We start from the raw sequence: 23,077 nt of genomic DNA on the forward strand, positions 1-23,077 counted from the left end.
TCGCATTATGTGTTCTATGATAAAATTGATCTGTTACAAAACACTAGGAAAATCAACATGAAAAAATCATTGCTAGGCTTGTCCGTCGCAGCCGCGCTTATGAGTTCACCCAGTTTTGCTGAGGTAAGAATTAATGGCTTTGCCTCTATTGTCGGTGGTCAAACTCTGGATGATGACGATACCCTCTATGGTTATGAAAACGACTTTGACATGAAGCAGGAAAGTAAATTTGCCTTGCAAGTATCGGCAGATTTACAAGAACGCTTGAGCGCAACCGCACAAATTATTGCTCGCGGAGAAAACGATTTTGATGCTGAATTTGAATGGGCCTATCTTACTTATGAGCTATCTGATAATTCACAGCTTAGCGCCGGAAAAATGCGCATTCCCTTTTACCGCTATTCCGATTTCCTAGATGTGGGTTATGCATACCGTTGGGTCCGCCCACCACAGTCAGTGTATAACCTCAACTTTTCCACTTATGAAGGGCTAAGTTATTTATATAATAGTAACATTGGCGATTGGGAAAGCAGCCTCCAACTTATGTATGGCGCTGTTGATGATGATATGGCAGCAGTTACTGATAGCGACCGTGTTGAAATTAAGGACGCTGTAGGTTTTAACTGGACATTATCGAGAGACTGGTTCACCGCCCGTGCAGCTTATATCATCAGTGAAGTTTCGATTGATCTGAGTAACAGCGACCAAATTAACAACCTTTTAGCCGGTATTGAAAGCTACGGTTTTAGTGATCAGGCTCAAGATTTGGCAATCGAAGAAGACGATTCTTACTTTGCTGCTATCGGTTTTGGTGTAGATTATGACAACTTCCTGTTCGATGCTGAATACACCGAGTGGGAAATCGAAGATAGCTTCCTAGCAAAACAGCGTCAATATTATGCTTCCGTCGGCTATCGCATCGATGACTGGACAGTACATTTTACCTATGAAAACAACGACGACGAAAATGACAGTTCCGAGTTGAACACGATACCCGCACAGATCCAAACACCTAACGGCCCTATCAATGTGTCGACTAACCCGAGTGATCCAAATGCGCCGCTGCTGCGAGATGCTACTAACTTCGTACTACTCTCTCAACGTGCAGAATCAAATACCTACACTATAGGCGCACGCTATAATTTCCATCCATCGGCGGCATTTAAAATCGATGTGAGTCGATTCGATGATGATATTACTAATACTGAAGTAGAGCTTGTATCTATGGGTGTAGATTTAGTCTTCTAAGGGGAAAAACATGTTAAAAAAAGTAGCAGCAGTTTCGCTTTTAGTATTTGCGCAAGGGGTGTGGGCGGATATTGCCGTAGTCGTTCACCCCAGTAATGGTGCAAGCCTAGATCAAAACGCGATCAAGAAGCTTTACCTCGGTAAATCTAAGTCTTTCCCTGATGGCAATAGTGCCACGGCGGTGAATCAAGATGGCACACCCGCCTTTGATGAGTTTAACGATAAGGTGGTAGGCAAATCGAGTTCACAACTTAACGCCTACTGGTCTAAGCTGGTGTTCACAGGTAAAGGAACACCACCGGACAAGTTAGCGAACGATCAAGCGGTGATTGATTTTGTGGCAGCCAACCCAGGGGCAATAGGGTACGTTAGTGCCGCAAGTGCCAGTGACAAGGTGAAGGTGGTCGCCACCTTCTAAATTAAATAAACCTAAACTGAGCCTGCCAGATTGGATAAGTGGAACCTAGTCCAATCTGGCAGTTTTTTAAGCGCCTTTTATAGTTGGTGGTAATGTTTTGTTAAGTGACAATAAACTTTGATTACACTCACGCGAAACGCCAAGCCAACTGCTAATAACTAGCCTAAGCTAGGCTGATTTACGAAAGTGCTAAGTTATATCAATTGCCCTCATTCCATCGAGATGCAAATTAGTCACACAGTTTATTTGGCTTTAGCATTTAGATTTTGTATGAATACGGCTCCTGAATCCATGCCGTTTTTATCATGATTCGGGGCAGAAACTACTGCAAATCTGTTAGATAACGCAACGTTCCAGCCGAACCTATCTTTGGAAGAACTGACCTTAGCTGTGATTTTCGACGCAAAGTTCCAGTCCCCTGACTCTTTCTTAAAAATATATATCGCCCCGGTATCAATACCGTTTGCATCATTGTTCATTGCACTTATGATTGCAGTATCTTTGGTTAGTGCCACTGCACGTCCAAACCTGTCGTCTGCAGCTCCATCTGGGGAGGTTAGCTTTGATATTTGCCTCCATACACCCTTGTGTCGCTCGAAAACATACGCTGAACCTGCATCTATACCTACTCCTTCAATATCATCTCTTCTAGCTGAAATTAATGCCGTATTATCAAAAAGCGCGACTCTAACACCAAAGATGTCTGTTTTATTTCCATCATTCGCCATCAGTTTGGCTTCTTCTTTCCATTGCTTCTCTTCTAGAGAGTAAACATACACAGCTCCAGCATTTTCAGCTTTGTCGTCATGTAAATCAGCACCCACAATAATAGTGCTACCATGAGTATCAAGGCTTATGCCAAACAGATCCCCTGCAGCACCGTCACTGGCAGTGATTTTACTTTGATAACGCCATTTACCCTTATCTCGTCTATAAATGTAGGCAGCTCCAGAATCTTCTCCCAAGGCGTCGTTTCGGGGAGCACCAACAACGAGGTGGTTTTCAGTAAGAGAAATACTTTGGCCAAAAGCATCACCTGGTTTGGCATCTGGAGCGGTGAGAACTTGCGTTTGCCTCCAGTTATGTGACTGGCGCTCGAAAATGATCACTGCACCAGAGTCTTTCCCTTTATCATCCCTATTCATAGCGCCTAATACGGCCACATCATTTTTCAATGCCACCTTACCACCTACAGTGTCTTCAGCGAAGCTTAGCTCTGCTACAAGCTTCGCTTGTTGAGACCAGCCACTATGATTTAATACATAGACATAAGCAGCTCCAGCATCCATTACCCCTTTAGTATCTGCTTTATATGCACCAACGAGTACACTATTACCATCAGTCGCTACACTATATCCAAAGTAATCTTCAGTCTTACCATCGCTTGGTAGAATCATGTGTTGCGTTGCGATACTGTCTGTGGCCACCAAAATAACTATCGTGCTAAAGAATAGCTTGGTCTTATATATTAATCTCACCGATTCTCTCCTGCTCTGTCAAAGGGGGTAACGCAGATAGCTTGCACCATATCATTCAGACATGCCTCTTATGTTTGTCATGATTTCGGTTAGATGCAAAACTGCAGTGATGAGGAACGATAATCTGAATCTTTTTTACGTACATATTTTTCTATATGTTTAACCGACTAACTCATATTAAGAGAACACAGGGTAAAAATATAATTTTAAAATGGCATACAACTCATTTCAAAATATGATGAATACAGCAAAATAATCAGTTATACATATATACAATACTTAAAAATAACAATTAAGGATGAGAGTTATGCGCCCGCAGGAGTTAAAATTATTGGTTATCTTTGATGTGATAATGACAGAGAAATCAATAACTCTGGCTGCTAAACGACTATCAATGACTCAACCTGCTGTGTCAAATGCAGTGTCTAAAATGAGGGGCTTATGGAAAGATGAATTATTTGTTCCTGATGGTCGAACAATACAACCAACAACCTACGCCATTAATTTTTGGGTACAGATACGAAGTTCTCTACATAACATTAAGCAAGCAATAGAACCTGAAGAGTTTGAGCCCAGCAGCGCTAATCGAACATTTAGAGTTGCCTTGCCTGATATTGCACTTGATGCGCTGTGGCTAGATTTAAGAAAATTATTCGAAAAAGAGGCTAAAGGGCTTAACTTACATGCACTCCCTTATGCTATAACCCGTACTAAAACAATGTTAGATGCCGCTGACGTTGATCTTGTGATAGGGCAAAGTAACCGCTCTTTAGAGAATATATGTACAGAGCACTTATTTGATACAAGCTATGTTTGTGTCATGCGTAAAGACCACCCTTTGACGAAAAAGCCTTTAACAATAGAGGCATTTTCATTGGCAGATCATTTATTAGTTTCGTTATCCGGTGATATCGCTAGCCCAACAGACCAAGCTTTACAGCAACTGGGACTAAGTCGGCGAGTAGCTTTTACAGTCAATAGCTTTTCCTCCGCCGTCCCTATCATTATGGAGAGTAATCTTATTGCGGTTTTGCCTACAGACCTGATTCACAAATATTTAGCTTACGGTGAGCTTGCTATTACTCATCTGCCACTCGATATTCCCCACTCTTCAATTTCAATGTTATGGCATAAGCGACAAAACACTGACAAAGGGCTGATTTGGTTACGCAAACACATAAAGCAAATATTCATTAAGCGACGAACACATCAGGTAGAAGCGGTGAAGAGCTTCATTGGCTCGTAGTCTTGATTTGTTTAACTGTTATTATCGCGGGGGCCTTTTAGCCGAACATGTACCAATCTGAAGGGGGAGTCTAAGCCTATTCACCTAAAGCATGAGATCAGCAATGCGCGACGACACCTCAGTAAAGGCCTAAAAAAAGGGCGCCATTTAGTAGCGCCCTTACTCACCCTTGATTCACTTATTCCACTTTAAATTTGGCAGTGGCGTCCAACAGGTTGTCAGATAGATAGTGTAGGTTTTTAGCGACATCGCGCACTTCACTGAGCGCTTGCATCGTATCTTCAAAGGAGCGGTGCATTGAGGTGACATTATCAACGACCATAGTGGCCACTGAGGTTTGCTCCTCGGTGGCGGCGGCAATTTGCCCATTCATGGTGTTAATAGATAAAATCTGTTCGGAGATTTGCTCAATCGATTGCCCTGTTTGCTCGGCGGCTTGAGCATTATTACTGGCCATATCACGCGCTGAGGTCATTGCTTTAACGGCATCATTGGCTGCTTCAGTTAACACGGTAAGCAATTCGCGAATTTCATTGGTGGATTTGGCGGTGCGTGAGGCCAGCTCTCGAACCTCATCGGCGACCACCGCAAAGCCTCGACCTTGCTCGCCAGCACGGGCGGCCTCGATTGCTGCATTCAGTGCCAATAAGTTAGTTTGCTCTGCAATCGAGGTAATAACATTGAGAATCTGGGTCACGTTTTGAGTATCATCCGCCAACTTGTTAATAGTGCCTGCGGCGCGGTTGATTTCCTCACTCAGGGTTTGTGATTCACTCACGGATACACGGATTTGGTCCTTGCTCTGTGCCACCTCTTGCTCGGCAAGTTGCGCTGCGTCGGATGCTTGCGAAGCAGAATGAGAAATATCGCCCACACTCTGGCGCATCTCTTCCATCGACTGGCGGACAATTTCTGCATCACTGGTTTGCTGGTTGGTCGCAGACTCTGCTTTTTCCATGCCTTGCACCAAGCGCGTAGAGTTCTCCATCAGCGGCTCAACCACATTCATCACTTCAACCACCGCTTTTTTTAGTAGAGCAATAAACTCATTAAAATTGATGGAGACTTGGCCAATTTCATCATGAGAACGCACATTGAGCGTGGTCGACAACGACCCCTGCCCCTGTGCCAACAAATGCAAATTTTGCGCGGCATCTTTTGCCGAGTTACCTATACCTCGGGCGATCACCACCGCAAGTAGCACCACAAAAATCACAGAGACCACGGCGACAATTAACATGGTTGTCATTGCGGTGCCTGAGCGGTTTTCCGTTTCGTTTATAAGCTCTAGAAAACGAGAGTTAGCGCGCTCTTCTGCATTTTTAAAATCGACTGAAAGGGATTCAAAAATATCGGTTTTCTGTTTTGCTTTTTGTTGAATTTTACTAAAGTCCGCAGTGCCATCAATCATACCTTGAGCAATCTCAGCCGCAATAGTTTTATAGTCTTGCAGCCGTTGTGATGTGTATGAAGGCATTAATCCCGGTTGGATATTATTAAGTTGACGCAAATTATCTTTAATAGTCAGATACTCTTGTTGCGCCTTTTCTAGAAGCTCTGCATCACCAAATGTAACCGCCTGAGTGTAGAGCTCATCCACTGCACCAAGAGTGGTTACATTCTCAGCTGTTATGTTTAGTAACTTATAAGTTGACGTCTCAAGCTCGTTGAGTGATTGCTGATTTGAGCTCATAGCAGAGTAATTGACCAGCACAATAACCACAAAGGCCACTACCGCTACACAGGTAATGGCGTGAATCTTTTTGGTTATACTTAAATTCGCAAACGAGAAACCCGTCTTCATACTTTTCACCTCAAAATCAAATACTTTATAAGTATCGGCCATCTATCCCTAAGTGTTAACCAATTTTAATAGAATTCTATTTTTTTTTGTCTTTTTGGGGTTATTTATCTTAATTATATAAAAACAACACCCTAACATTACCCTCAGTCAAATAATAACAAAAAATTTACAAACCTTATATTTGTCTATACTCAAGGAGCACTAAGCACACAACTTAGGAAACAGGTATGAAACTCAAACTATCGTTAATTGCAGTGGCGTTGTCGTTCAGCTCGCAAAGTTTTGCTGATGTCAACGTATCGGGCTTTGTCAGCATAAATGCTGGTAGAGTGCTCAGTGGTGATGGTGTTCCACAATATGGTGTAGAACCGACTTTTTTAGCCGACTACCCTATTGTTAGTGCTTACACCGATGAAATATCTTTCGAACCCGAGTCGCTATTCGGCCTTCAAGTGAGTGCCGACTTGATGGATGGTCTTAGCGCAACGGGGCAAATAGTGGCTCGCGGTGCTAATGATTTTGACGCTGAGTTCGAGTGGGCCTACTTGTCTTATGAGCTCAATGAGAATTGGACTTTGCAAGGGGGTAAGAAGCGCCTACCGCTATTCTACTACTCGGATTTCTATGATGTTGGTTATGCCTATGTATGGATGCGGCCTCCTGCCGATAATTACACTTGGCAAATATTCAATTACAACGGTCTTAACTTGCTATACAACGGCTATGTTGGTGATTGGTCCATCAGCGGTAATATTTATGGCGGCCGTGAAGACGATGAGAGCAACAAGCTGCTCAGCGAATTTTTCTTCCAAGAGCCAACCAGAGAAATATGGAAAGATATCATTGGCGGAGTAATTCAAGCGAGTAACGACTGGTTTGAAATACGGGCTACACACATGCGTTATACCAATGAGCGTTATCGCAGTGGCAATATCGTTGTTTGGGAAGATGCGGATACCGAACGCGACGGTAAGTTCTATGGTCTCGCCTTGAACCTCGACTTTGGCGACGCCTTTGTATTAACAGAGCTTAACCGCCTCGATCTCGATGGCAACCTCGACACCTACATGGTCAGCGCGGGCTATCGCTTTGATGGCATCACCCCCTATGTGAGTTACTCTGAATTTGATCAAGAAGGCGATGGCGATACCGAGCAGCACAACACCACATCGGTGGGTGTAAGGTGGGACTTCCACCCGTCCGCTGCATTTAAAGTGCAATTCGATAAAGTTGAAGATGATTCTTTTGACTTAGCGGTTGCGGGTGACAGTGAGTCGATCACCATCGGTGTTGACGCGGTATTCTAAATGAGGAGCACAATTATGTATAAGATCGCATTTTTTTTCACGCTATTGAGCTCATCAGTCGCTCTGGCTGATGTGGCCGTTATCGTTCACCCCAGTAATGGCAGTGATATCAATAAAGATACGGTAGAGCGCATCTTTATTGGCAAAGAGAAATCGTTCTCCAATGGCAATAAAGCAATTCCCATTAGCCAAGCCAGCGGAGCCACCGCCGATGAATTTAACCAAAAAGCACTGAATAAGTCCTCAGGACAACTCAAGGCTTATTGGTCAAAGCTCGTGTTTACAGGAAAAGGCACACCGCCTAAAGAGGTAGATAACGATGCTGAAGTGATTCAGTTAGTCAGCTCAAACCCCGATACTATCGGCTTTGTTGATGCTGGCAGCGTCACAGATGCCGTTAAAGTAGTCACCACTTTCTAACGGATACTTAAGCGGTAGATATAACAACGGGGCGTTTTTCGCCCCGTTTTCATTGCTCATATTGTTACTTAGTCGTCTTCTATTTTATCCAACCCTTTGGTATCTTCTCGCGCTTTTAAATCGTGGTGAATGGCCGATTTGATAAGCATATAACCTGTGATGGGGGCGGTGATCAGCAAGAATATAGAAATCAGAATCTCTTTGATGTTCACTTCACCATTGGTAACACTAAAGTAAACATTGGCGGCAATAAGTAGCGATGCCATCCCCAAGGTGGTGGCCTTCGTTGGGCCATGTAAACGCATAAAGAAATCCGGCATTTTTACCAGACCAATAGAACCAATTAAAATAAACGCGCCGCCTGCCAGTAAGAACGCGGCAATTATCCACTCAAACATACCCTCTCCTACTCAATGATATCGCCACGTAGTAAATATTTACATACTGCGACAGTGCTGACAAAACCAAGCATGGCAATAAGCAGCGCAGCTTCAAAGTAAATCTGTGTTTGCATACCGATACCATACAAAATAATCAACGCGATGGTATTAATGTACATGGTATCGAGTGCCAAGATACGATCAGGGATAGAAGGGCCGACAATTAAGCGCCACAAATTGAGCACCAGTGACACGCCAATCATCGCAAACACGATAAGTAAAACATGTTCTAACATTGAAAAATCTCCTTCAACGGCGCTTCGTAACGGCTTTTAATGGAGTTAATCAGCTCCTGTTCGTCTCCCATATCAAGTACATGGATCAACAAGAAGCGTTGTTCAGGCTCTTGTCCTTGTGGCAGAGACTCTGGAATCGGATACACCTCAGCACTGACCGTGCCGGGAGTTAACGACACAGTGCTCGCAAGCATGGTGATAGGTAAATCATGTTTCAAATCTAACGGCACTTTAATAAACCCAGGACGCAAACGCTTGCTTGGCCCCAGTATTTTTATCGCTACTTCAACATTCGCAGTGATAATGTCCCACAGCACGATAAGTAGCTGCTTAAATGCCAAGCCGGGGCGCAATATTAACGGCTGAGGCTTGCGAAATGGTGCGATAGACAACGGAATAACAATAGCCAGTACCGCCCCTAAAATTAAATGGCCCGGCGATATGCTGTTGTTAAGCAACAGCCAAACCGCAAACAATAATATGGTGCGAAACGGGGTGGGTAACCACTTATATTTTGCTTGTAAACGCATTTATTGCCCCTTAGCCAACGCAAAAACAGTATCAACCGCGACTTGAGTATTATGCAGTGTCGCTGCTGCATGCTGGCTCACTTCGGTCAGTGGTGCAGCGAACACTGTCATTAATACTGGCACTGCAAGCATCAATAGCACCGCGAAGCTTCGGCGTTTGCCAGCGTATACGGCATCTTCAAATTGTTCATCTTGCTGTGGGTTGTCATGCCAAAATAGGCTCGTTCCAGCTCGCGACAAAGCCACAAGAGTTGCCAAGCTGACAATCAGGTATATGGGCCAGAACACCCAGGCAACGTTGCTTTCCCAAGCCGCATCCAGTAACCATAATTTAGCGATAAAGCCAGAAAGTGGTGGCAAACCGGCCAAGGCAATGGCGCACAGCACAAAGCAGATACCGAGTAGCTTAGGCTCAGCAACACTGCGGCTATTCACCAGTCTATCTTGCACTTTACCACGCTGTAAGCCAATTAAGTCCGCGACTAAGAACATTGCCGCACAGCCTACTGTTGAGTGCAGTAAATAATAGATTGCCACAGCCGTGGCCTGTTCATTATTCAGAGCCACCATAGCCACTAAGGTGCCCACCGAAACAATGACTAAATTTGCCGTTAGCCGACGTAAATCTTCCGAAGCTAAAACGCCAACAGCCCCAACCACTAAGGTGACCAGCGCCAGAGGCCATAACCAAGTGGTGGCCATACCGCTGAGCTCGCCGGCGTTATCACCGAAGATCATAGTGAACACGCGCATCATGGCGTAAATACCGACCTTGGTCATAACCGCAAATTGCGCTGCTACCGCAGGCATTGCACGGCTATAAGTTGCCGCTAACCACAAATGTAATGGCAATAAGGCGGCCTTTAGAGCGAAGACAATAAGCAGCAACAAACCACCTATTTTAGCCAAGTAAATATCATCGCCCTGTAGCTGAGCTACTTTAGTGGCTAAGTCCGCCATATTCAGCGTACCGAGTACCCCATAAAGAATCCCTAAGGCAATGAGGAAGATACTCGAGCCCACTAAGTTAAGCACCACGTAGTGAAGCGCGGCTTTGGTGGTCTGTTTATCCGTTTTATGCATTAGCAATGCATAGGAAGCAATCAGTAGCACTTCAAAAAAGACGAACAGGTTAAATAAATCCCCGGTTAAAAAGGCACCATTCACACCCATAAGCAAGAAGTGCGTAAGGGGGTGATAGAAGCTGCCTTTTTTGTCATCACCGCGACTGGCGTAAATGGTGGTAACCAAGGTTAGGAAGCTTGTTAGGATAGTCAGTAGCACCGCCAACGGATCGGCGTATAAAACGATACCAAAGGGTGGCTGCCAAGTACCAATAGCATACACAATCGGGCCGCCTTGCAGCAGTTGCTGCAATAACACCGTGCTCGCTATTAACGCAAGCAGTGCCATAAACATCGCCGTCCAGCGGCGAATAATGAGGTTTTTACCACAAGGCGGGAGCAGTAAAATGATCCCCGCAAGTAAAGGCAGTAGGATAGGTAAAGTGATCAAATGCTGCATCAACTATGACCCCTTTTTCGAGCGCGGTTGACCATCCACGTGGTCATTGCCTAAATCCGCGCGGCCACGAATAGCCAAGATCACCACAAACGCGGTCATCGCAAAACCAATCACTATGGCGGTCAATACTAACGCCTGAGGTAGCGGATCGGCATACCCTGCAGACTGACCCAACACCGGCGCCTTATTGATTTGTAGACGCCCTGAGGAGAACAAAAATAGGTTCACCGCGTAAGAGAGCATGGTGAGCCCGAGCACCACAGGGAAAGTGCGCGCTCGTAAAATAAGATACACTCCGCAGGCCACTAATAGACCTACACAGCTTGCATATAAGAGTTCCATTAGAGGTTGACCTTTTCTTTCGGTGTTTCTGCTGTCAATTTACCTAGGCTTGCCAAAATCATCAACGTGGCACCTACCACAGTGAGATAGACCCCTAGGTCGAAAATCATTGCGCTGGCGAGCTCTGTTTTGCCCACCAACGGAATATCAAAATAATCAAACCAGCTAGTTAGGAAGTTACGCCCAAACAGCCAGCTTCCCATGCCTGTCAGTGTGGCAATGGCTAACCCTGAGGCTATCACCTTGCGGTAATTGATATCCATGCGCGCACGTATCCAGTTCGAACCATTGGCCATGTACTGCAAGATAAAGGCGATAGAAGTGACCAAGCCAGCGATGAAGCCACCACCCGGTAAGTTGTGACCACGCAAGAAAATATACACGGACACCATAATGGCCAGCGGCAGCAAACTTTGCGAGATACTCGCCAACAATAGCGGGTGACGTTCGCGAGCCCAAGGACGCCCTTCACTGTCTGATGCTGGCATAAACAGTGGCAGATTTAGTAATAACTTGTAGATACCCAGCGCTGCGATACCCAGTACAGTAATTTCACCAAGAGTATCAAAGCCTCGGAAGTCTACGAGAATAACGTTTACAACGTTAGTACCGCCGCCACCAGTTTTGGCATTGGCAACAAAGAATTGCGAGATGCTCTCGTGGGGGCGTGTGAGCACCGCATAACAAATACTGCCAATAACGATACCAATGGCACTACTGATCCCTAAATCTCGCAAGATTCGAATTGAGCTTGATTCCTTTGGCGTACGTTGCGGTAAGAAAAACAGCGCTAACATCAATAGCATCACCGTGACTACTTCCACAGTAAGCTGAGTGAGCGCCAAGTCAGGCGCAGAGAAACGACTGAAAGCCACTGAGGTCATCAACCCCACCACCGAAATCATGATGAGGGCCACCATACGCGAGCGATGCCATACCAAGGTGGCAAGCGCACCAATCATGAGCAAGGCTGCGCCAATGGCATTATGAGCATCAATATCGCTCAGGCCTTTAGACCCAGCCAGCGTATGCATTTCAAATAATGGCAAACCGGCAAGAAGCAGTGCCGAGAGCAATAAAATAAAGACATAGCGCTGCAAAGAGCCATTCTCTATACGCAGAACTTGCTCACGTGACCACGTCATCACCTGCTGGATACCGGCGTCGAATGCCCTTTTTGCATTAACACTGGGTAGCGAAGCTTGGAACTGGAATAAATATTTGCGTTGAGAATAGATAAACAAACCACCGGCGACTGCCACCGCACTCATAAATAGCGGTAGGTTAAAACCGTGCCAAATAGCCAGTTTGTAATCCGGTGCATCACCGGCTAAAACTGCATTGGAAGCGACCGATAAAATAGGGTCCACCACAAAGGCTGGGAACAAACCGACGAGCACACACATCGCAACCAACACTTCAATGGGCACGCGCATATAACGCGGCGCTTCGTGAGGATCCTTAGGCAGGTCTTTGGGCTCACCATTGAAAAATACATCGTGAATAAAACGCGCCGAATAAGCCACTGACAATGCCCCGGCTACCGTCGCCAACACTGGAATTAACCATGACATAGACCCCAGCATTTGCTGGTGTAAAGTCTCAGCAAAGAACATCTCTTTTGATAAGAAGCCGTTCAGAAGCGGCACACCGGCCATGGACGCCGCCGCCACCATCGCTAAGGTCGCAGTATAGGGCATATAGCGCCACATACCGTTTAGTTTACGCATATCTCGGGTGCCGGTTTCATGATCGATAATCCCGGTGGCCATAAACAGTGACGCTTTAAAAATAGCGTGATTAATAATATGGAAAATCGCCGCAACTGTCGCCAGCTGCGTATCCAGGCCTAGGAGCAAGGTAATAAGACCCAAATGACTAATGGTCGAGTATGCCAACAAGCCCTTTAAGTCGTGCTTGAATAAAGCAATGTAAGCACCGACTAACAAGGTTGTCAGGCCGGTTACGCCAACAATAATGAACCATAGTTCGGTGCCTGCCAGTGCGGGATAAAAGCGGGCTAACAGGAAAATTCCGGCTTTAACCATCGTTGCCGAATGTAAGTAGGCGCTGACTGGCGTAGGTGCCGCCATCGCGTGCGGCAACCAAAAGTGAAAGGGAAACTGCGCAGATTTAGTAAACGCCCCAAGCAACACCAACACCAAAATAACCGGATACCAAGACGATGACTTGATCACCTCGGCACTTTGAAGAATAACGTCAAGCTCGTAACTGCCCACTAACTGGCCAATGAGCACTAAGCCCGCCAACAGGGCCAGACCGCCAGCGCCGGTAATAGCCAATGCCATACGTGCGCCTTTACGTGCTTCAGGTTTATGGGACCAGTAGCTGATCAATAAAAATGAGCTAATACTGGTGAGCTCCCAGAAGAACCACATTTGAATAATATTATTCGCCGTGACGATACCTAGCATGGCTGTCATAAACAGCATTAAGTAGGCATAAAGCTTAGGCATGGAGTCATTCTCACTAAGGTAGTAGCGAGCATAAAGAATAACCAGCAAACCGATACACAGGATCAGCAAGCAAAATAGCAGGGCTAACCCGTCCAGACGGAAAGACAAGTTCACGCCTAATTCAGGTATCCAGGGTAGGCTGGAATAGAGGGTTTCACCTGCCAACACATCGGGGGCTAAACTCAGTACTAGGGCTAAGCCTAAAATGGGCATTATTGCGGTGATAATCGCACTTTGATTGCGCGATAATTTACCAGTAAAACTCGCAAGTAAACTGCCTATAAGGGATAACAGGGGTATCCACAGCAAAGTCATAGTTTGTGAACCTTTATTATGGTCGCTGAACCTTCAAACAACCTTCTTATAATCAACTCCAGCATCGGGTTTGCTTCCGTGTGCTAAGTTCCTCAACTAGGGTTAGTATAGCGCCAATTAAACATTAATAATTAGTCAGTTATACTGTTGTGCTCACTCTTTGTCTAGCCTAGATGCGGCTATTCGCCTAAAACTTGGGCTGAGATTAACACCTCACTAACCTTGCTTACAAATCTAGTTGTTAGCTTGGTCAATAGTTGTACGGCCTTCACCTGCTCCATGTGTGGCAAGTGGGTGGCGTTGTAGCCAGATTGGTAGCGCACTTAGGCGATGAAAGTAATCGTGATAGCGCAGTAATTCATCGCTGTGTTGGCGCAATTGTTTTACCCAAAGGCGACGATACAAAGGCGATAAGCCAACCTCTGAGTGTTGCATAATGCTGATTTGCTCAGTGGGTTTATAGCCACGCCCATTGTTGCAAAAATCGCTTTTATACCAACCAGAAGGCCTTGTATCATCGACATAAAGGTTAGCATAGATTTGCCCTTTGTCTGTGCATGCGTGTTGTTGTGCTTTAGGTCCCGGATATTCGTCCGTGAACCCAGCAAAGTGCATGAGTTCGTGTAAAAACACATGATAAGGTGCCTCTGTGCTTAATTGCATGACTCCTGCTTGGACATTGGCGCGCCCCTGCTTGGTCATCATAACAATGAAATCAAAACCCGGAGGCAGTCGTGATGGCTGCTCTGCCAAAGGCTGCCAATTGCAGCGCGCATAGCCCTCCCTACTCGACGTGCAAGCAAGCTGACTACCCATATAAACAGGCTTAGATAAACACATCAGTCCCGGTTGTGGCTCTGCTTTTGCAAGGTATCGTTCACGCAATTGTTTTAACCTCTCGATGCCTTGCGCGTGATCTGCCAATAATAAAATATTGTAATCACATTGGCGTGCCTCAATTGCTCCTAAGCGCACTTCAAAATCATGATGCTGCGCATAGTCAGTGGTAATTCGACTTGGCGGCACACCTTGGTGCATCAGTAGAGGCTGAGCAACCTCTTCACTAAGCGCACGGTGTTGTGAGATGGTCGTGAGCGAGTGCCATTGCTCATTAAGAAGTAGCCCCTTGGTTAGTTGCTGCCACTGCACAGCTTGGGTGTCGTTTTGATGTGATAACGCCGCCTGCCAATACGGCGTGGCATCCTCTATACGGTGGTCATTGAGTAGCTTGACGGCTAGGGCCAGTTGCGCTGGCGCCACACTCTGCCCTGCCAACACTCGCAGCTGTGCCTGATTAAGTGATTGATAGTCGATACTGTGTGGCTGATAGCGATGCCAATAACCAAGGTAACTGGCAGAGTTTGCCGCTAGATGGGAAGCTAAATGAGGGGAGAAACTGCTGCTGGCACAAAGTAGTAGTGCCAGCAGTATAATTACACTAGTGCGCACCCTCGCCTGCCATTAAGCTCAGCTCCAAACGGGCGTACTTATATTCAACAAACTCGTACACATTAGTCGATAACGCCAATTTAAAGTAGTCACTGGCCAAGGCTGTATTGCCTTCAGCTTGGTGACGCTTGGCGATATAGAAATACGCCTCACACAATCGCTCAGCATACTCCTGGTGCGATTCAACGCCCTCGCTCAAGGTGTTTAACAGAGCCTTTTCATCAATATCGCCATTGTAATAAGCGACCAACTGATAGGCCCAATTCTGTGGGTCTAACGCTTGCGCCATCTTAGCTAAATTGGCTTTTGCTTGTTGAGCGTCGTTCGCACTTTGCGCTAAATAAAGCCACAGCACACGGTAGGGATCGTCTGGTGCAAAATCTAAAAAGGCTTGTAAGTCGTCACTGGCCAGTTTAGGGCGCTCCCCATAATACAGAGCGATGCCTCGGTTTAAGTATGCGTATTCATGCTCAGCGTTAAGCTCCAACACCGAGTCGAACATTTCGTAAGCTTTGCCGTATTGCTGCATTAGGGTGTGATGAATGCCTAAAAAGTTATAGACCTCGGCTAAATCAGGCTTGAGTTTTACCGCGCGGTTAAAGTCAATGCGCGCCAAGGTACTAAGCCCTAAGCTATCAAACAGTACGCCTCGGTCATAGTAAAGCTGCGCTTGTTGCTCATTAGGAAGTTCAGCTTGCTCAATGAGCTCGGTATAACGAGCTATGGCAATTTCGCTGCGAAAATCACTGGGCAAAGGCGCTGTAAATGGCACTGCAACTAAATACTGAGGCTCTTGGGAAGTGGATTGGCAACCAGCCAACACAGCGGCTAGTGCGCCTGCAATAATGAGCGAAATGGGTTTTCTCAACGTCCTGCACCTATATTCAACGGCTATAGATTTTCATTAAACCACAAAAAAGGGGGCTAAACAGCCCCCTTTTACATCAGATTAATGCTTATTCAGCGCTTTTTGACTCTTCTGCGTTTGCAGCTGGTTTTTCCTGCGCTTCTTTGATACTCAAGCGAACGCGGCCTTGGCGGTCTACTTCTAGTACCTTAACTTTAACTTCTTGACCAACGCTAAGGTGATCAGTCACGTTATTCACACGCTCTTCGCTGATTTGTGAAATGTGTACCAAACCATCTTTGCCTGGCAGTACATTAACAAACGCACCGAAGTCTACGATACGAACTACTTTACCTTCGTAGATAGTGCCTACTTCAAGCTCTGCAGTTAACTGCTCTACGCGAGCGATTGCAGCGCGTGCGCTTTCGCCATCGGTGGCAGCGATCTTAACGGTACCGTCATCATCGATTTCGATAGTAGTGCCAGTTTCTTCAGTTAACGCACGGATTGTCGCACCGCCTTTACCAATTACGTCAGCAATTTTCTTCGGTGGAATGTTCACCGTGTAAATGCGTGGTGCGTAATCTGAAAGCTCAGCCGCTGGTGAAGAGATGGCTTCATCCATCACGCCAAGAATATGCAAACGGGCAGCTTGTGCTTGGTTAAGCGCAATTTGCATGATTTCTTTAGTGATACCTTCAATCTTGATATCCATTTGCAGCGCAGTGATACCTTCAGAAGTACCGGCTACTTTAAAGTCCATGTCGCCTAGGTGGTCTTCGTCACCCAAGATGTCAGAAAGAACAACAAAGTTGTCGCCTTCTTTAACAAGACCCATAGCAATACCCGCTACAGATGCCTTAGTTGGTACACCGGCATTCATAAGCGCCAGCGAAGTACCACATACCGAGGCCATTGAAGATGAACCGTTCGATTCAGTGATTTCCGATACCACACGGATTGAGTAAGGGAATTCTTCAAGCGTAGGAAGAACAGCCGCAATACCACGCTTAGCAAGGTTACCATGACCAATTTCACGACGCTTAGGTGAGCCTACAAAGCCTGTTTCGCCAACACAGAATGGAGGGAAGTTGTAGTGCAACATGAAGCGGTTAGTTGAGGTACCCGTAATGGCATCAATCATCTGTGCGTCACGTTCTGTACCCAGAGTTGCAGTAACAAGTGCCTGAGTTTCACCACGGGTGAAAATAGCGCTGCCGTGCGTACGTGCAAGCACACCGGTTTTAACATCTAGGGCACGGATCATCTCAGGAGTACGGCCATCAATACGTTTTTCACCGGCAATGATGCGCCCACGTACGATTTTCTTCTCAAGTGAACCGAATACACCCGATACTTCTTGCTCATCTAAGCTTTCGTCTTCACCCAGCTCAGCGCTTAGCTTCTCGATTACTTGTGCTTTCGCTGCGCTTAGCGCATCTTTACGCGCTACCTTGTCAGTGATGTGATACGCTTCACCGATTTTCGCTTCCGCGATGGCAGCCACTTTTTCCGCTAGCGACTCGTCTTTCGCTGGTGCGGTCCAATCCCATACAGGCTTGCCTGCTTCGCTAGCAAATTCGTTAATTGCAGTAATAATGGCTTGTGACTGCTCATGACCGTAAACAACGGCGCCTAGCATCACGTCTTCTGGCAATGTTTCAGCTTCCGACTCAACCATCAGTACCGCGTTATCAGTACCAGCAACAACAAGGTCTAGCTTACTTTCGTTTAGCTCAGTAAGTGTTGGGTTAAGGACATATTGACCGTCGATAAAGCCTACACGAGACGCACCGATTGGACCATTGAATGGAATACCCGAAAGCGCAAGCGCCGCTGAAGTACCAATCAGCGCTACGATATCTGGTTGAATTTCAGGGTCTACTGAAACAACGGTTGCGATAACTTGCACTTCGTTTACGAAGCCATCAGGGAACAGTGGACGGATTGGACGGTCAATCAAGCGCGCGATCAGTGTCTCGCCGTCTGATGGACGACCTTCACGCTTCAAGAAACCACCAGGGATACGACCCGCTGCGTACATTTTTTCAATGTAGTTAACAGTCAGAGGAAAGAAGTCTTGACCTGGGTTTGCTTCACGCTTACCAACCACAGTCACAAGTACCGAGGTATCGCCAATGCTAGCAAGTACGGCACCGTCTGCTTGACGTGCAATAGCACCCGTTTCTAGCGTTACAGTGTGTTCACCGTATTGAAATTCTTTAATAATTGGTTGCACTTAATTATTTCCTTTAAGTTGCATTTAGCCCCACTTAATCATCCTAAGCAGACTAAAGTTTGGTTTTCTCAAGCACCTTACCAATTACAGTAAATAACCACACTCACGCTGGAATGCCTTTATTTACTACAATTGGCAATATGGTGCCATCTTAGCCGACGGCTATACATTGCCCTATCGACTTAGACAGGGCCTAGTATACTCGCCAAAAGCACACAAAAAAAGGGGCTAGATAGCCCCTTTTTGTAAACTGATTTCAAAGAATTAGCGACGTAGGCCAAGTTCTTGAATTAGTGCAGTGTAACGCTCGATGCTTTTACCTTTTAGGTAGTTAAGCAAGTTACGGCGTTGGCTTACTTTGCGAAGCAGACCACGACGTGAGTGGTTGTCTTGCTTGTGGTTAGCAAAGTGGCCTTGAAGCTTGTTGATATCGTGAGTTAGCAAAGCTACTTGTACTTCAGGTGAACCTGTGTCGCCTTCAGCGCGTGCGAATTTTGCGATGATATCTGCTTTTTCTTGGTTGCTTAGTGACATAAATAACTCCAAAAAATGAGTGTTTTAATACGGTAAGAGCCGATCACTAATCCAGCCCCACCAAATGAGCGCGCTATTTTAACAATTTACGCGAGAACTACAAGCGCTTTATAGGGTGCGCCGCTTCCCTAGCTGTTAATTGCCACAGCACGTTTGGCCTTTAAGTGGCCGTGTTGGTTACGCTCACCAACGCCTAGAAAGCGTGTTTTGCAGCGTACCGCACATACCGGCGCAACCTGCTCGGTGACAACCACAGTTTGCCCGTGGGCAAAGGCAGTGGCCTGTTGTTCGTCAAGCTCAATGCTTGGTAGATCTTGCACCGCAGTATCCATGGGCAACAGCAAGGGGTCGAGTACCTCTGCCGGGGCGATGTCTTTGGCTTTGGCATCATCAAGTAGCTGCTGCAACGTCTCTAACGTCACCATTTTTTCTGCCGGATAGTGACCTACCTTAGAGCGATGAAGCATAATCACATGGGCACCACATCCCAGTAGTTCACCTAAGTCATCAACAATCGTACGTATATAGGTGCCTTTGGATACGTGCGCGGTCATTTGTATCTCGTTGCGCTCACTGTCGAACTCATCTAAGGTCAAACTGTAAACATGAATACGGCGACATTTACGCGGTACTTCAATGCCTTCACGGGCATATTTATACAGTGGTTGGCCTTGGTATTTCAGTGCCGAGTACATCGACGGATACTGATCCGACTCGCCAATAAAACTGGCAACCTGTTCACGTAAATCCGCTTCACAGACACTCACTGCACGGGTTTGCACAATTTCACCATCGGCGTCGGAGGTGGTCGTGCGCTCGCCGAGTTTAGCCCGAACCACATAGGTTTTGTCGGTGTCGAGTAAAAACTGTGAAAACTTGGTCGCTTCACCGAAGCACACCGGTAACATCCCCGTAGCAAGAGGGTCTAACGCGCCAGTGTGGCCCGCTTTTTGCGCAAAGAAAATACCTTTTGCTTGTTGTAACGCGCGGTTACTGGAGATCCCTTGTGGCTTATTAACCAACAATACGCCATCGACCGGGCGGCCTTTTGTCCGTCTGGCCATAGCGCTTACTCTTCTTCGTCGCTGTTATTGCGCTTATCTTGATCTTCACGCATTACGGTATCGACCAAGTTAGAAATACGCATCCCTTCGAGCAGTGAGTTATCGATCACAAAACGCAATTCAGGGATAATGCGAGCACGAATACGCTTGCCTAACAAAGAACGAATGTAGCCGCTAGCGTCATTCAAAATACGCATGCTTTGTTTCGCTTTAGTGTCGTCATCTTGGTTAAAGACGGTGACAAAAATTTTGGCGTACGACAAATCACGGGATACTTCCACCGCAGAGACCGTCACCATGCCGAGACGCGGGTCTTTCACTTCCCGCTGGATGATCACGGCAATTTCTTTTTGGATTTGCTGCGCTACGCGCTCTGTGCGAGAAAATTCTCTCATTTCCACCACTTCTATTGATTACACAATGCACAAATGGGGGCACAAGGCCCCCATACTTTTTATGACTAACTGTGAGGTTTACAGCGAGCGTTGTACTTCAACGACTTCGAATACCTCAATTTGGTCACCGACCTTAACGTCATTATAGTTCTTAACGCCGATACCACATTCCATACCGTTACGAACTTCTTGAACGTCATCTTTGAATCGACGTAGCGACTCAAGCTCACCTTCATAGATAACGACGTTATCACGAAGAACGCGAATTGGGTTAGAACGTTTAACCACACCTTCGGTTACCATACACCCAGCGACAGAGCCAATCTTCGGTGCCTTAAATACATCACGTACTTCGGCAAGACCGATGATTTCCTGCTTGAATTCAGGCTGTAGCATACCAGTCATGGCTTGCTTCACTTCCTCAATCAGGTCATAGATAACGCTGTAGTAACGCAGGTCAATGCTTTCGCTTTCAATCACTTTACGCGCTGAGGCGTCAGCACGAACGTTAAAGCCAACGACAATCGCATTTGATGCGGCGGCAAGTGATGCATCAGTCTCGGTAATACCACCAACACCGCTACCCACGATTTTCACTTTAACTTCTTCAGTAGAAAGCTTAGTCAGTGAATCAGCAATGGCTTCGATAGAACCTTGAACGTCGGCCTTAAGGACAATATTCACTTCGCTCACGTCACCTTCAGACATATTGCTAAACATGTTTTCCAGTTTCGCTTTTTGCTGACGAGCAAGTTTCACTTCGCGGAATTTGCCTTGACGATAAAGCGCTACTTCACGCGCTTTACGCTCATCACGTACTACAGTGGCTTCGTCACCGGCTGCAGGCACACCAGAGAGACCTAAAATCTCGACTGGAATTGACGGGCCCGCCTCTTTGATTTCTTTACCATTCTCATCGCGCATTGCACGAACACGGCCATATTCAAGACCACAAAGAACGATATCGCCTTGCTTAAGCATACCTTCTTGAACAAGAACGGTTGCCACTGGACCACGGCCTTTATCTAGACGTGATTCAATCACCACACCCGAGGCCATGCCTTCAGGAATAGCGGTCAGCTCAAGGATTTCTGACTGCATCAAGACAGCTTCAAGAAGCTCATCAACACCTTCACCCGTTTTCGCTGAGATATGAACGAACTGCGTTTCTCCGCCCCACTCTTCTGGGATAACATCTAACGCGGCAAGCTCATTCTTAACGCGATCTGGGTCCGCGCCTTCTTTATCGATTTTGTTCACCGCAACAATCAACGGTACTTCTGCTGCTTTAGCGTGCTGTACTGCTTCTTTGGTTTGCGGCATTACACCATCGTCGGCAGCAACAACAAGGATAACGATATCCGTTGCTTTTGCACCCCGTGCACGCATTGAAGTAAAGGCCGCGTGTCCTGGTGTATCTAGGAAGGTGATCATGCCGTTGTCGGTATCAACGTGGTAAGCACCAATGTGCTGGGTAATACCGCCAGCCTCACCCGATGCCACTTTGGCTTTACGGATATAGTCAAGCGTCGAGGTTTTACCGTGGTCAACGTGACCCATTACGGTTACAACCGGTGCACGCGATTCAGCCTGACCGCCTTCAGAGCGATCGCTCAGTACGCGCTCTTCAAGCTCATTTTCTTTGGTGATCACTACTTTGTGACCCATTTCCTCGGCCACCAGTTGTGCTGTTTCCTGATCGATAACTTGGTTAATGGTTACCATGTCACCCATCTTCATCATGGTTTTCACCACTTCAGCGCCTTTCACCGCCATACGTGATGCCAACTCAGCAACGGTGATGGTTTCACCAATGCGTACTTCCGCTTTTTTATCCGCTACCGGCTTTTTAAAGCCATGCTGTAAAGACGTAGGCGCTTTGAGCTTACCTTTCTTGCCTTTAAGCTTGGCTGGAGCCTCGGTTTTACCCTTTGGCTTTTTCTTTTTACGACGTGCGCTTTTCTCTTCGCGCGCGTCTGATTCGTCCTCTGCTTCACGGGCATAGGTCGAGGTTGTGAGGTGATGGTCCGCTGTTTCCTCGCGGCGCTTACGTTCCTCTTCTTCTTTCTTCCAACGCGCTTCGTTTTCTTCCGCTAGACGGCGGGCTTCTTCGGCTTGACGTTTCGCTTCTTCTTCGGCTTTCTTCAATGCTGCCTCTTCTGCTTCTTTCTGTAAGCGCTCAGCTTCTTCACGTTCTTTCTGAGTTTGCTCCTCGTCCTTTGCAGAATCATGACTGTCTTTGCGCTGTGCTTCAGCTTTACGCTTCGCTTCTTCTTTAGCCTTACGCTCAGCTTCTTGTTTCGCTTTGCGTTCAGCCTCTTCTTTTGCTTTGCGTTCGGCTTCTTCTTTGGCCTTACGCTCAGCTTCTTCTTTGGCCTTTGCCTCGGCCTCTTTACGCGCTTGCTCCTCTGCTTCTAAACGAGCTTGCTCCTGCTGCTCCTCTAGCGCGCTCTTTTTCACGTAGGTGCGCTTTTTGCGCACTTCTACTTGTACGGCTTTCGCCTTACCCGTTGAACCTGTCACGCTGAGCGTACTTTTCTTCTTACGCTGCAGAGTCATGCGCTCGGGGCCAGTTGAACCCGCACCGCCGTGTTGCTTCGACAAGTGATCGAGTAGTTGTGCTTTTTCTGACTCAGAGACATGGTCGTCAGCGCCTTTTTTAATACCGGCACTGTCTAATTGCTGGAGCAATTTATCAACAGTTGTACCAATGTCCTCGGCCAGTTTTGCTACACTTACTTCTGCCATATTCTTTGTTACCTCC

The 23,077-nt window shown here is 46.5% G+C and carries 20 protein-coding genes; 5 read left to right on the plus strand and 15 right to left on the minus strand.

Features of this window, described 5'->3' with window-relative positions; translation table 11 throughout:
• Positions 1–57 precede the first annotated feature (57 nt).
• Together EXT46_RS11165 and EXT46_RS11170 are read left to right on the plus strand one after the other, a co-directional pair.
• Positions 58–1,248: a porin gene (locus EXT46_RS11165; protein ID WP_130147316.1), complete on the plus strand. Its 1,191-nt coding sequence runs from the start codon at positions 58–60 to the stop codon at positions 1,246–1,248.
• A 10-nt stretch (positions 1,249–1,258) separates the two neighbouring features.
• Positions 1,259–1,666, plus strand: coding sequence for a substrate-binding domain-containing protein (locus EXT46_RS11170; RefSeq protein WP_045978152.1), 408 nt, complete (start codon positions 1,259–1,261; stop codon positions 1,664–1,666).
• A gap of 242 nt (positions 1,667–1,908) precedes the next feature.
• Here the strand turns inward: EXT46_RS11170 and EXT46_RS11175 are convergent, their stop codons facing one another.
• Positions 1,909–3,144: an FG-GAP repeat protein gene (locus EXT46_RS11175; RefSeq protein ID WP_240701125.1), complete on the minus strand. Its 1,236-nt coding sequence runs from the start codon at positions 3,142–3,144 to the stop codon at positions 1,909–1,911.
• Positions 3,145–3,451: 307 nt separating this feature from the next.
• On the opposite strand from EXT46_RS11175, the gene EXT46_RS11180 reads away from it, so the two are divergent.
• Positions 3,452–4,390: a LysR family transcriptional regulator gene (locus tag EXT46_RS11180; RefSeq protein ID WP_240701126.1), complete on the plus strand. Its 939-nt coding sequence runs from the start codon at positions 3,452–3,454 to the stop codon at positions 4,388–4,390.
• Between the two features lie 178 nt (positions 4,391–4,568).
• Here the strand turns inward: EXT46_RS11180 and EXT46_RS11185 are convergent, their stop codons facing one another.
• A complete protein-coding gene (locus EXT46_RS11185; RefSeq protein ID WP_130147320.1) occupies positions 4,569–6,194 on the minus strand; it encodes a HAMP domain-containing methyl-accepting chemotaxis protein in 1,626 nt (541 codons plus the stop codon).
• 227 nt (positions 6,195–6,421) lie between these two features.
• On the opposite strand from EXT46_RS11185, the gene EXT46_RS11190 reads away from it, so the two are divergent.
• Both EXT46_RS11190 and EXT46_RS11195 read left to right on the plus strand, forming a co-directional pair.
• Positions 6,422–7,501 carry a porin gene (locus EXT46_RS11190; protein WP_130147322.1) on the plus strand — a complete coding sequence of 360 codons (1,080 nt, stop codon included), beginning with the start codon at positions 6,422–6,424 and terminating at the stop codon, positions 7,499–7,501.
• Between the two features lie 15 nt (positions 7,502–7,516).
• On the plus strand, positions 7,517–7,921 hold the full coding sequence (locus EXT46_RS11195; RefSeq protein ID WP_130147324.1) for a phosphate ABC transporter substrate-binding protein: 405 nt from the start codon (positions 7,517–7,519) through the stop codon (positions 7,919–7,921).
• 68 nt (positions 7,922–7,989) lie between these two features.
• Here the strand turns inward: EXT46_RS11195 and EXT46_RS11200 are convergent, their stop codons facing one another.
• From EXT46_RS11200 to infB, 13 genes are all read right to left on the minus strand, one after another.
• Positions 7,990–8,319, minus strand: a complete 330-nt coding sequence (locus EXT46_RS11200) for a Na+/H+ antiporter subunit G (RefSeq protein WP_022945686.1) — start codon at positions 8,317–8,319, stop codon at positions 7,990–7,992.
• 8 nt (positions 8,320–8,327) lie between these two features.
• Positions 8,328–8,597, minus strand: coding sequence for a K+/H+ antiporter subunit F (locus EXT46_RS11205; RefSeq protein ID WP_022945687.1), 270 nt, complete (start codon positions 8,595–8,597; stop codon positions 8,328–8,330).
• Complete coding sequence (locus tag EXT46_RS11210) at positions 8,591–9,127, minus strand: Na+/H+ antiporter subunit E (protein ID WP_130147326.1); 537 nt, start codon at positions 9,125–9,127, stop codon at positions 8,591–8,593. Before EXT46_RS11210 ends, EXT46_RS11205 begins: the two co-directional genes overlap by 7 nt.
• A complete protein-coding gene (locus EXT46_RS11215; RefSeq protein WP_130147328.1) occupies positions 9,128–10,654 on the minus strand; it encodes a monovalent cation/H+ antiporter subunit D in 1,527 nt (508 codons plus the stop codon).
• Positions 10,655–10,993 (minus strand): Na+/H+ antiporter subunit C, encoded by a 339-nt coding sequence (locus EXT46_RS11220; RefSeq protein WP_022945690.1) that lies wholly within the window; start codon positions 10,991–10,993, stop codon positions 10,655–10,657.
• Positions 10,993–13,785 (minus strand): monovalent cation/H+ antiporter subunit A, encoded by a 2,793-nt coding sequence (locus EXT46_RS11225; protein WP_130147330.1) that lies wholly within the window; start codon positions 13,783–13,785, stop codon positions 10,993–10,995. The genes EXT46_RS11220 and EXT46_RS11225 overlap by 1 nt, the downstream gene beginning before the upstream one ends.
• A 234-nt stretch (positions 13,786–14,019) precedes the next feature.
• Complete coding sequence (locus tag EXT46_RS11230) at positions 14,020–15,234, minus strand: hypothetical protein (protein ID WP_130147332.1); 1,215 nt, start codon at positions 15,232–15,234, stop codon at positions 14,020–14,022.
• Positions 15,224–16,102 carry a lipoprotein NlpI gene (nlpI, locus tag EXT46_RS11235; protein ID WP_022945693.1) on the minus strand — a complete coding sequence of 293 codons (879 nt, stop codon included), beginning with the start codon at positions 16,100–16,102 and terminating at the stop codon, positions 15,224–15,226. Before nlpI ends, EXT46_RS11230 begins: the two co-directional genes overlap by 11 nt.
• A gap of 88 nt (positions 16,103–16,190) precedes the next feature.
• Positions 16,191–18,320: a polyribonucleotide nucleotidyltransferase gene (gene pnp / locus EXT46_RS11240; protein ID WP_022945694.1), complete on the minus strand. Its 2,130-nt coding sequence runs from the start codon at positions 18,318–18,320 to the stop codon at positions 16,191–16,193.
• A gap of 264 nt (positions 18,321–18,584) precedes the next feature.
• Positions 18,585–18,854 carry a 30S ribosomal protein S15 gene (gene rpsO / locus EXT46_RS11245; RefSeq protein WP_026111212.1) on the minus strand — a complete coding sequence of 90 codons (270 nt, stop codon included), beginning with the start codon at positions 18,852–18,854 and terminating at the stop codon, positions 18,585–18,587.
• Between the two features lie 128 nt (positions 18,855–18,982).
• Entirely contained in the window at positions 18,983–19,918 is a 936-nt protein-coding gene (gene truB / locus EXT46_RS11250) for a tRNA pseudouridine(55) synthase TruB (RefSeq protein ID WP_130147334.1), read from the minus strand.
• A 5-nt stretch (positions 19,919–19,923) separates the two neighbouring features.
• Entirely contained in the window at positions 19,924–20,313 is a 390-nt protein-coding gene (rbfA, locus tag EXT46_RS11255) for a 30S ribosome-binding factor RbfA (protein WP_022945696.1), read from the minus strand.
• 78 nt (positions 20,314–20,391) lie between these two features.
• The gene (gene infB, locus EXT46_RS11260) at positions 20,392–23,061 is read right to left on the minus strand and encodes a translation initiation factor IF-2 (protein ID WP_053910338.1); all 2,670 of its coding nucleotides are present in this window, start codon (positions 23,059–23,061) and stop codon (positions 20,392–20,394) included.
• Between the last annotated feature and the right edge of the window lie 16 nt (positions 23,062–23,077).

Source organism: Pseudoalteromonas sp. CO325X, assembly GCF_004208955.1.
Taxonomy (GTDB): Bacteria; Pseudomonadota; Gammaproteobacteria; order Enterobacterales; family Alteromonadaceae; genus Pseudoalteromonas; species Pseudoalteromonas ruthenica.

What these genes read in the sequence shown, in the direction of transcription:
- EXT46_RS11165 (WP_130147316.1), top strand. Translation starts at nt 58, where the DNA reads ATGAAAAAATCATTGCTAGGCTTGTCCGTCGCAGCCGCGCTTATGAGT.
- EXT46_RS11170 (WP_045978152.1), top strand. Translation starts at nt 1,259, where the DNA reads ATGTTAAAAAAAGTAGCAGCAGTTTCGCTTTTAGTATTTGCGCAAGGG.
- EXT46_RS11180 (WP_240701126.1), top strand. Translation starts at nt 3,452, where the DNA reads ATGCGCCCGCAGGAGTTAAAATTATTGGTTATCTTTGATGTGATAATG.
- EXT46_RS11185 (WP_130147320.1), bottom strand. Translation starts at nt 6,194, where the DNA reads ATGAAGACGGGTTTCTCGTTTGCGAATTTAAGTATAACCAAAAAGATT.
- EXT46_RS11190 (WP_130147322.1), top strand. Translation starts at nt 6,422, where the DNA reads ATGAAACTCAAACTATCGTTAATTGCAGTGGCGTTGTCGTTCAGCTCG.
- EXT46_RS11195 (WP_130147324.1), top strand. Translation starts at nt 7,517, where the DNA reads ATGTATAAGATCGCATTTTTTTTCACGCTATTGAGCTCATCAGTCGCT.
- EXT46_RS11200 (WP_022945686.1), bottom strand. Translation starts at nt 8,319, where the DNA reads ATGTTTGAGTGGATAATTGCCGCGTTCTTACTGGCAGGCGGCGCGTTT.
- EXT46_RS11205 (WP_022945687.1), bottom strand. Translation starts at nt 8,597, where the DNA reads ATGTTAGAACATGTTTTACTTATCGTGTTTGCGATGATTGGCGTGTCA.
- EXT46_RS11210 (WP_130147326.1), bottom strand. Translation starts at nt 9,127, where the DNA reads ATGCGTTTACAAGCAAAATATAAGTGGTTACCCACCCCGTTTCGCACC.
- EXT46_RS11220 (WP_022945690.1), bottom strand. Translation starts at nt 10,993, where the DNA reads ATGGAACTCTTATATGCAAGCTGTGTAGGTCTATTAGTGGCCTGCGGA.
- EXT46_RS11225 (WP_130147330.1), bottom strand. Translation starts at nt 13,785, where the DNA reads ATGACTTTGCTGTGGATACCCCTGTTATCCCTTATAGGCAGTTTACTT.
- rpsO (WP_026111212.1), bottom strand. Translation starts at nt 18,854, where the DNA reads ATGTCACTAAGCAACCAAGAAAAAGCAGATATCATCGCAAAATTCGCA.
- truB (WP_130147334.1), bottom strand. Translation starts at nt 19,918, where the DNA reads ATGGCCAGACGGACAAAAGGCCGCCCGGTCGATGGCGTATTGTTGGTT.
- rbfA (WP_022945696.1), bottom strand. Translation starts at nt 20,313, where the DNA reads ATGAGAGAATTTTCTCGCACAGAGCGCGTAGCGCAGCAAATCCAAAAA.
- infB (WP_053910338.1), bottom strand. Translation starts at nt 23,061, where the DNA reads ATGGCAGAAGTAAGTGTAGCAAAACTGGCCGAGGACATTGGTACAACT.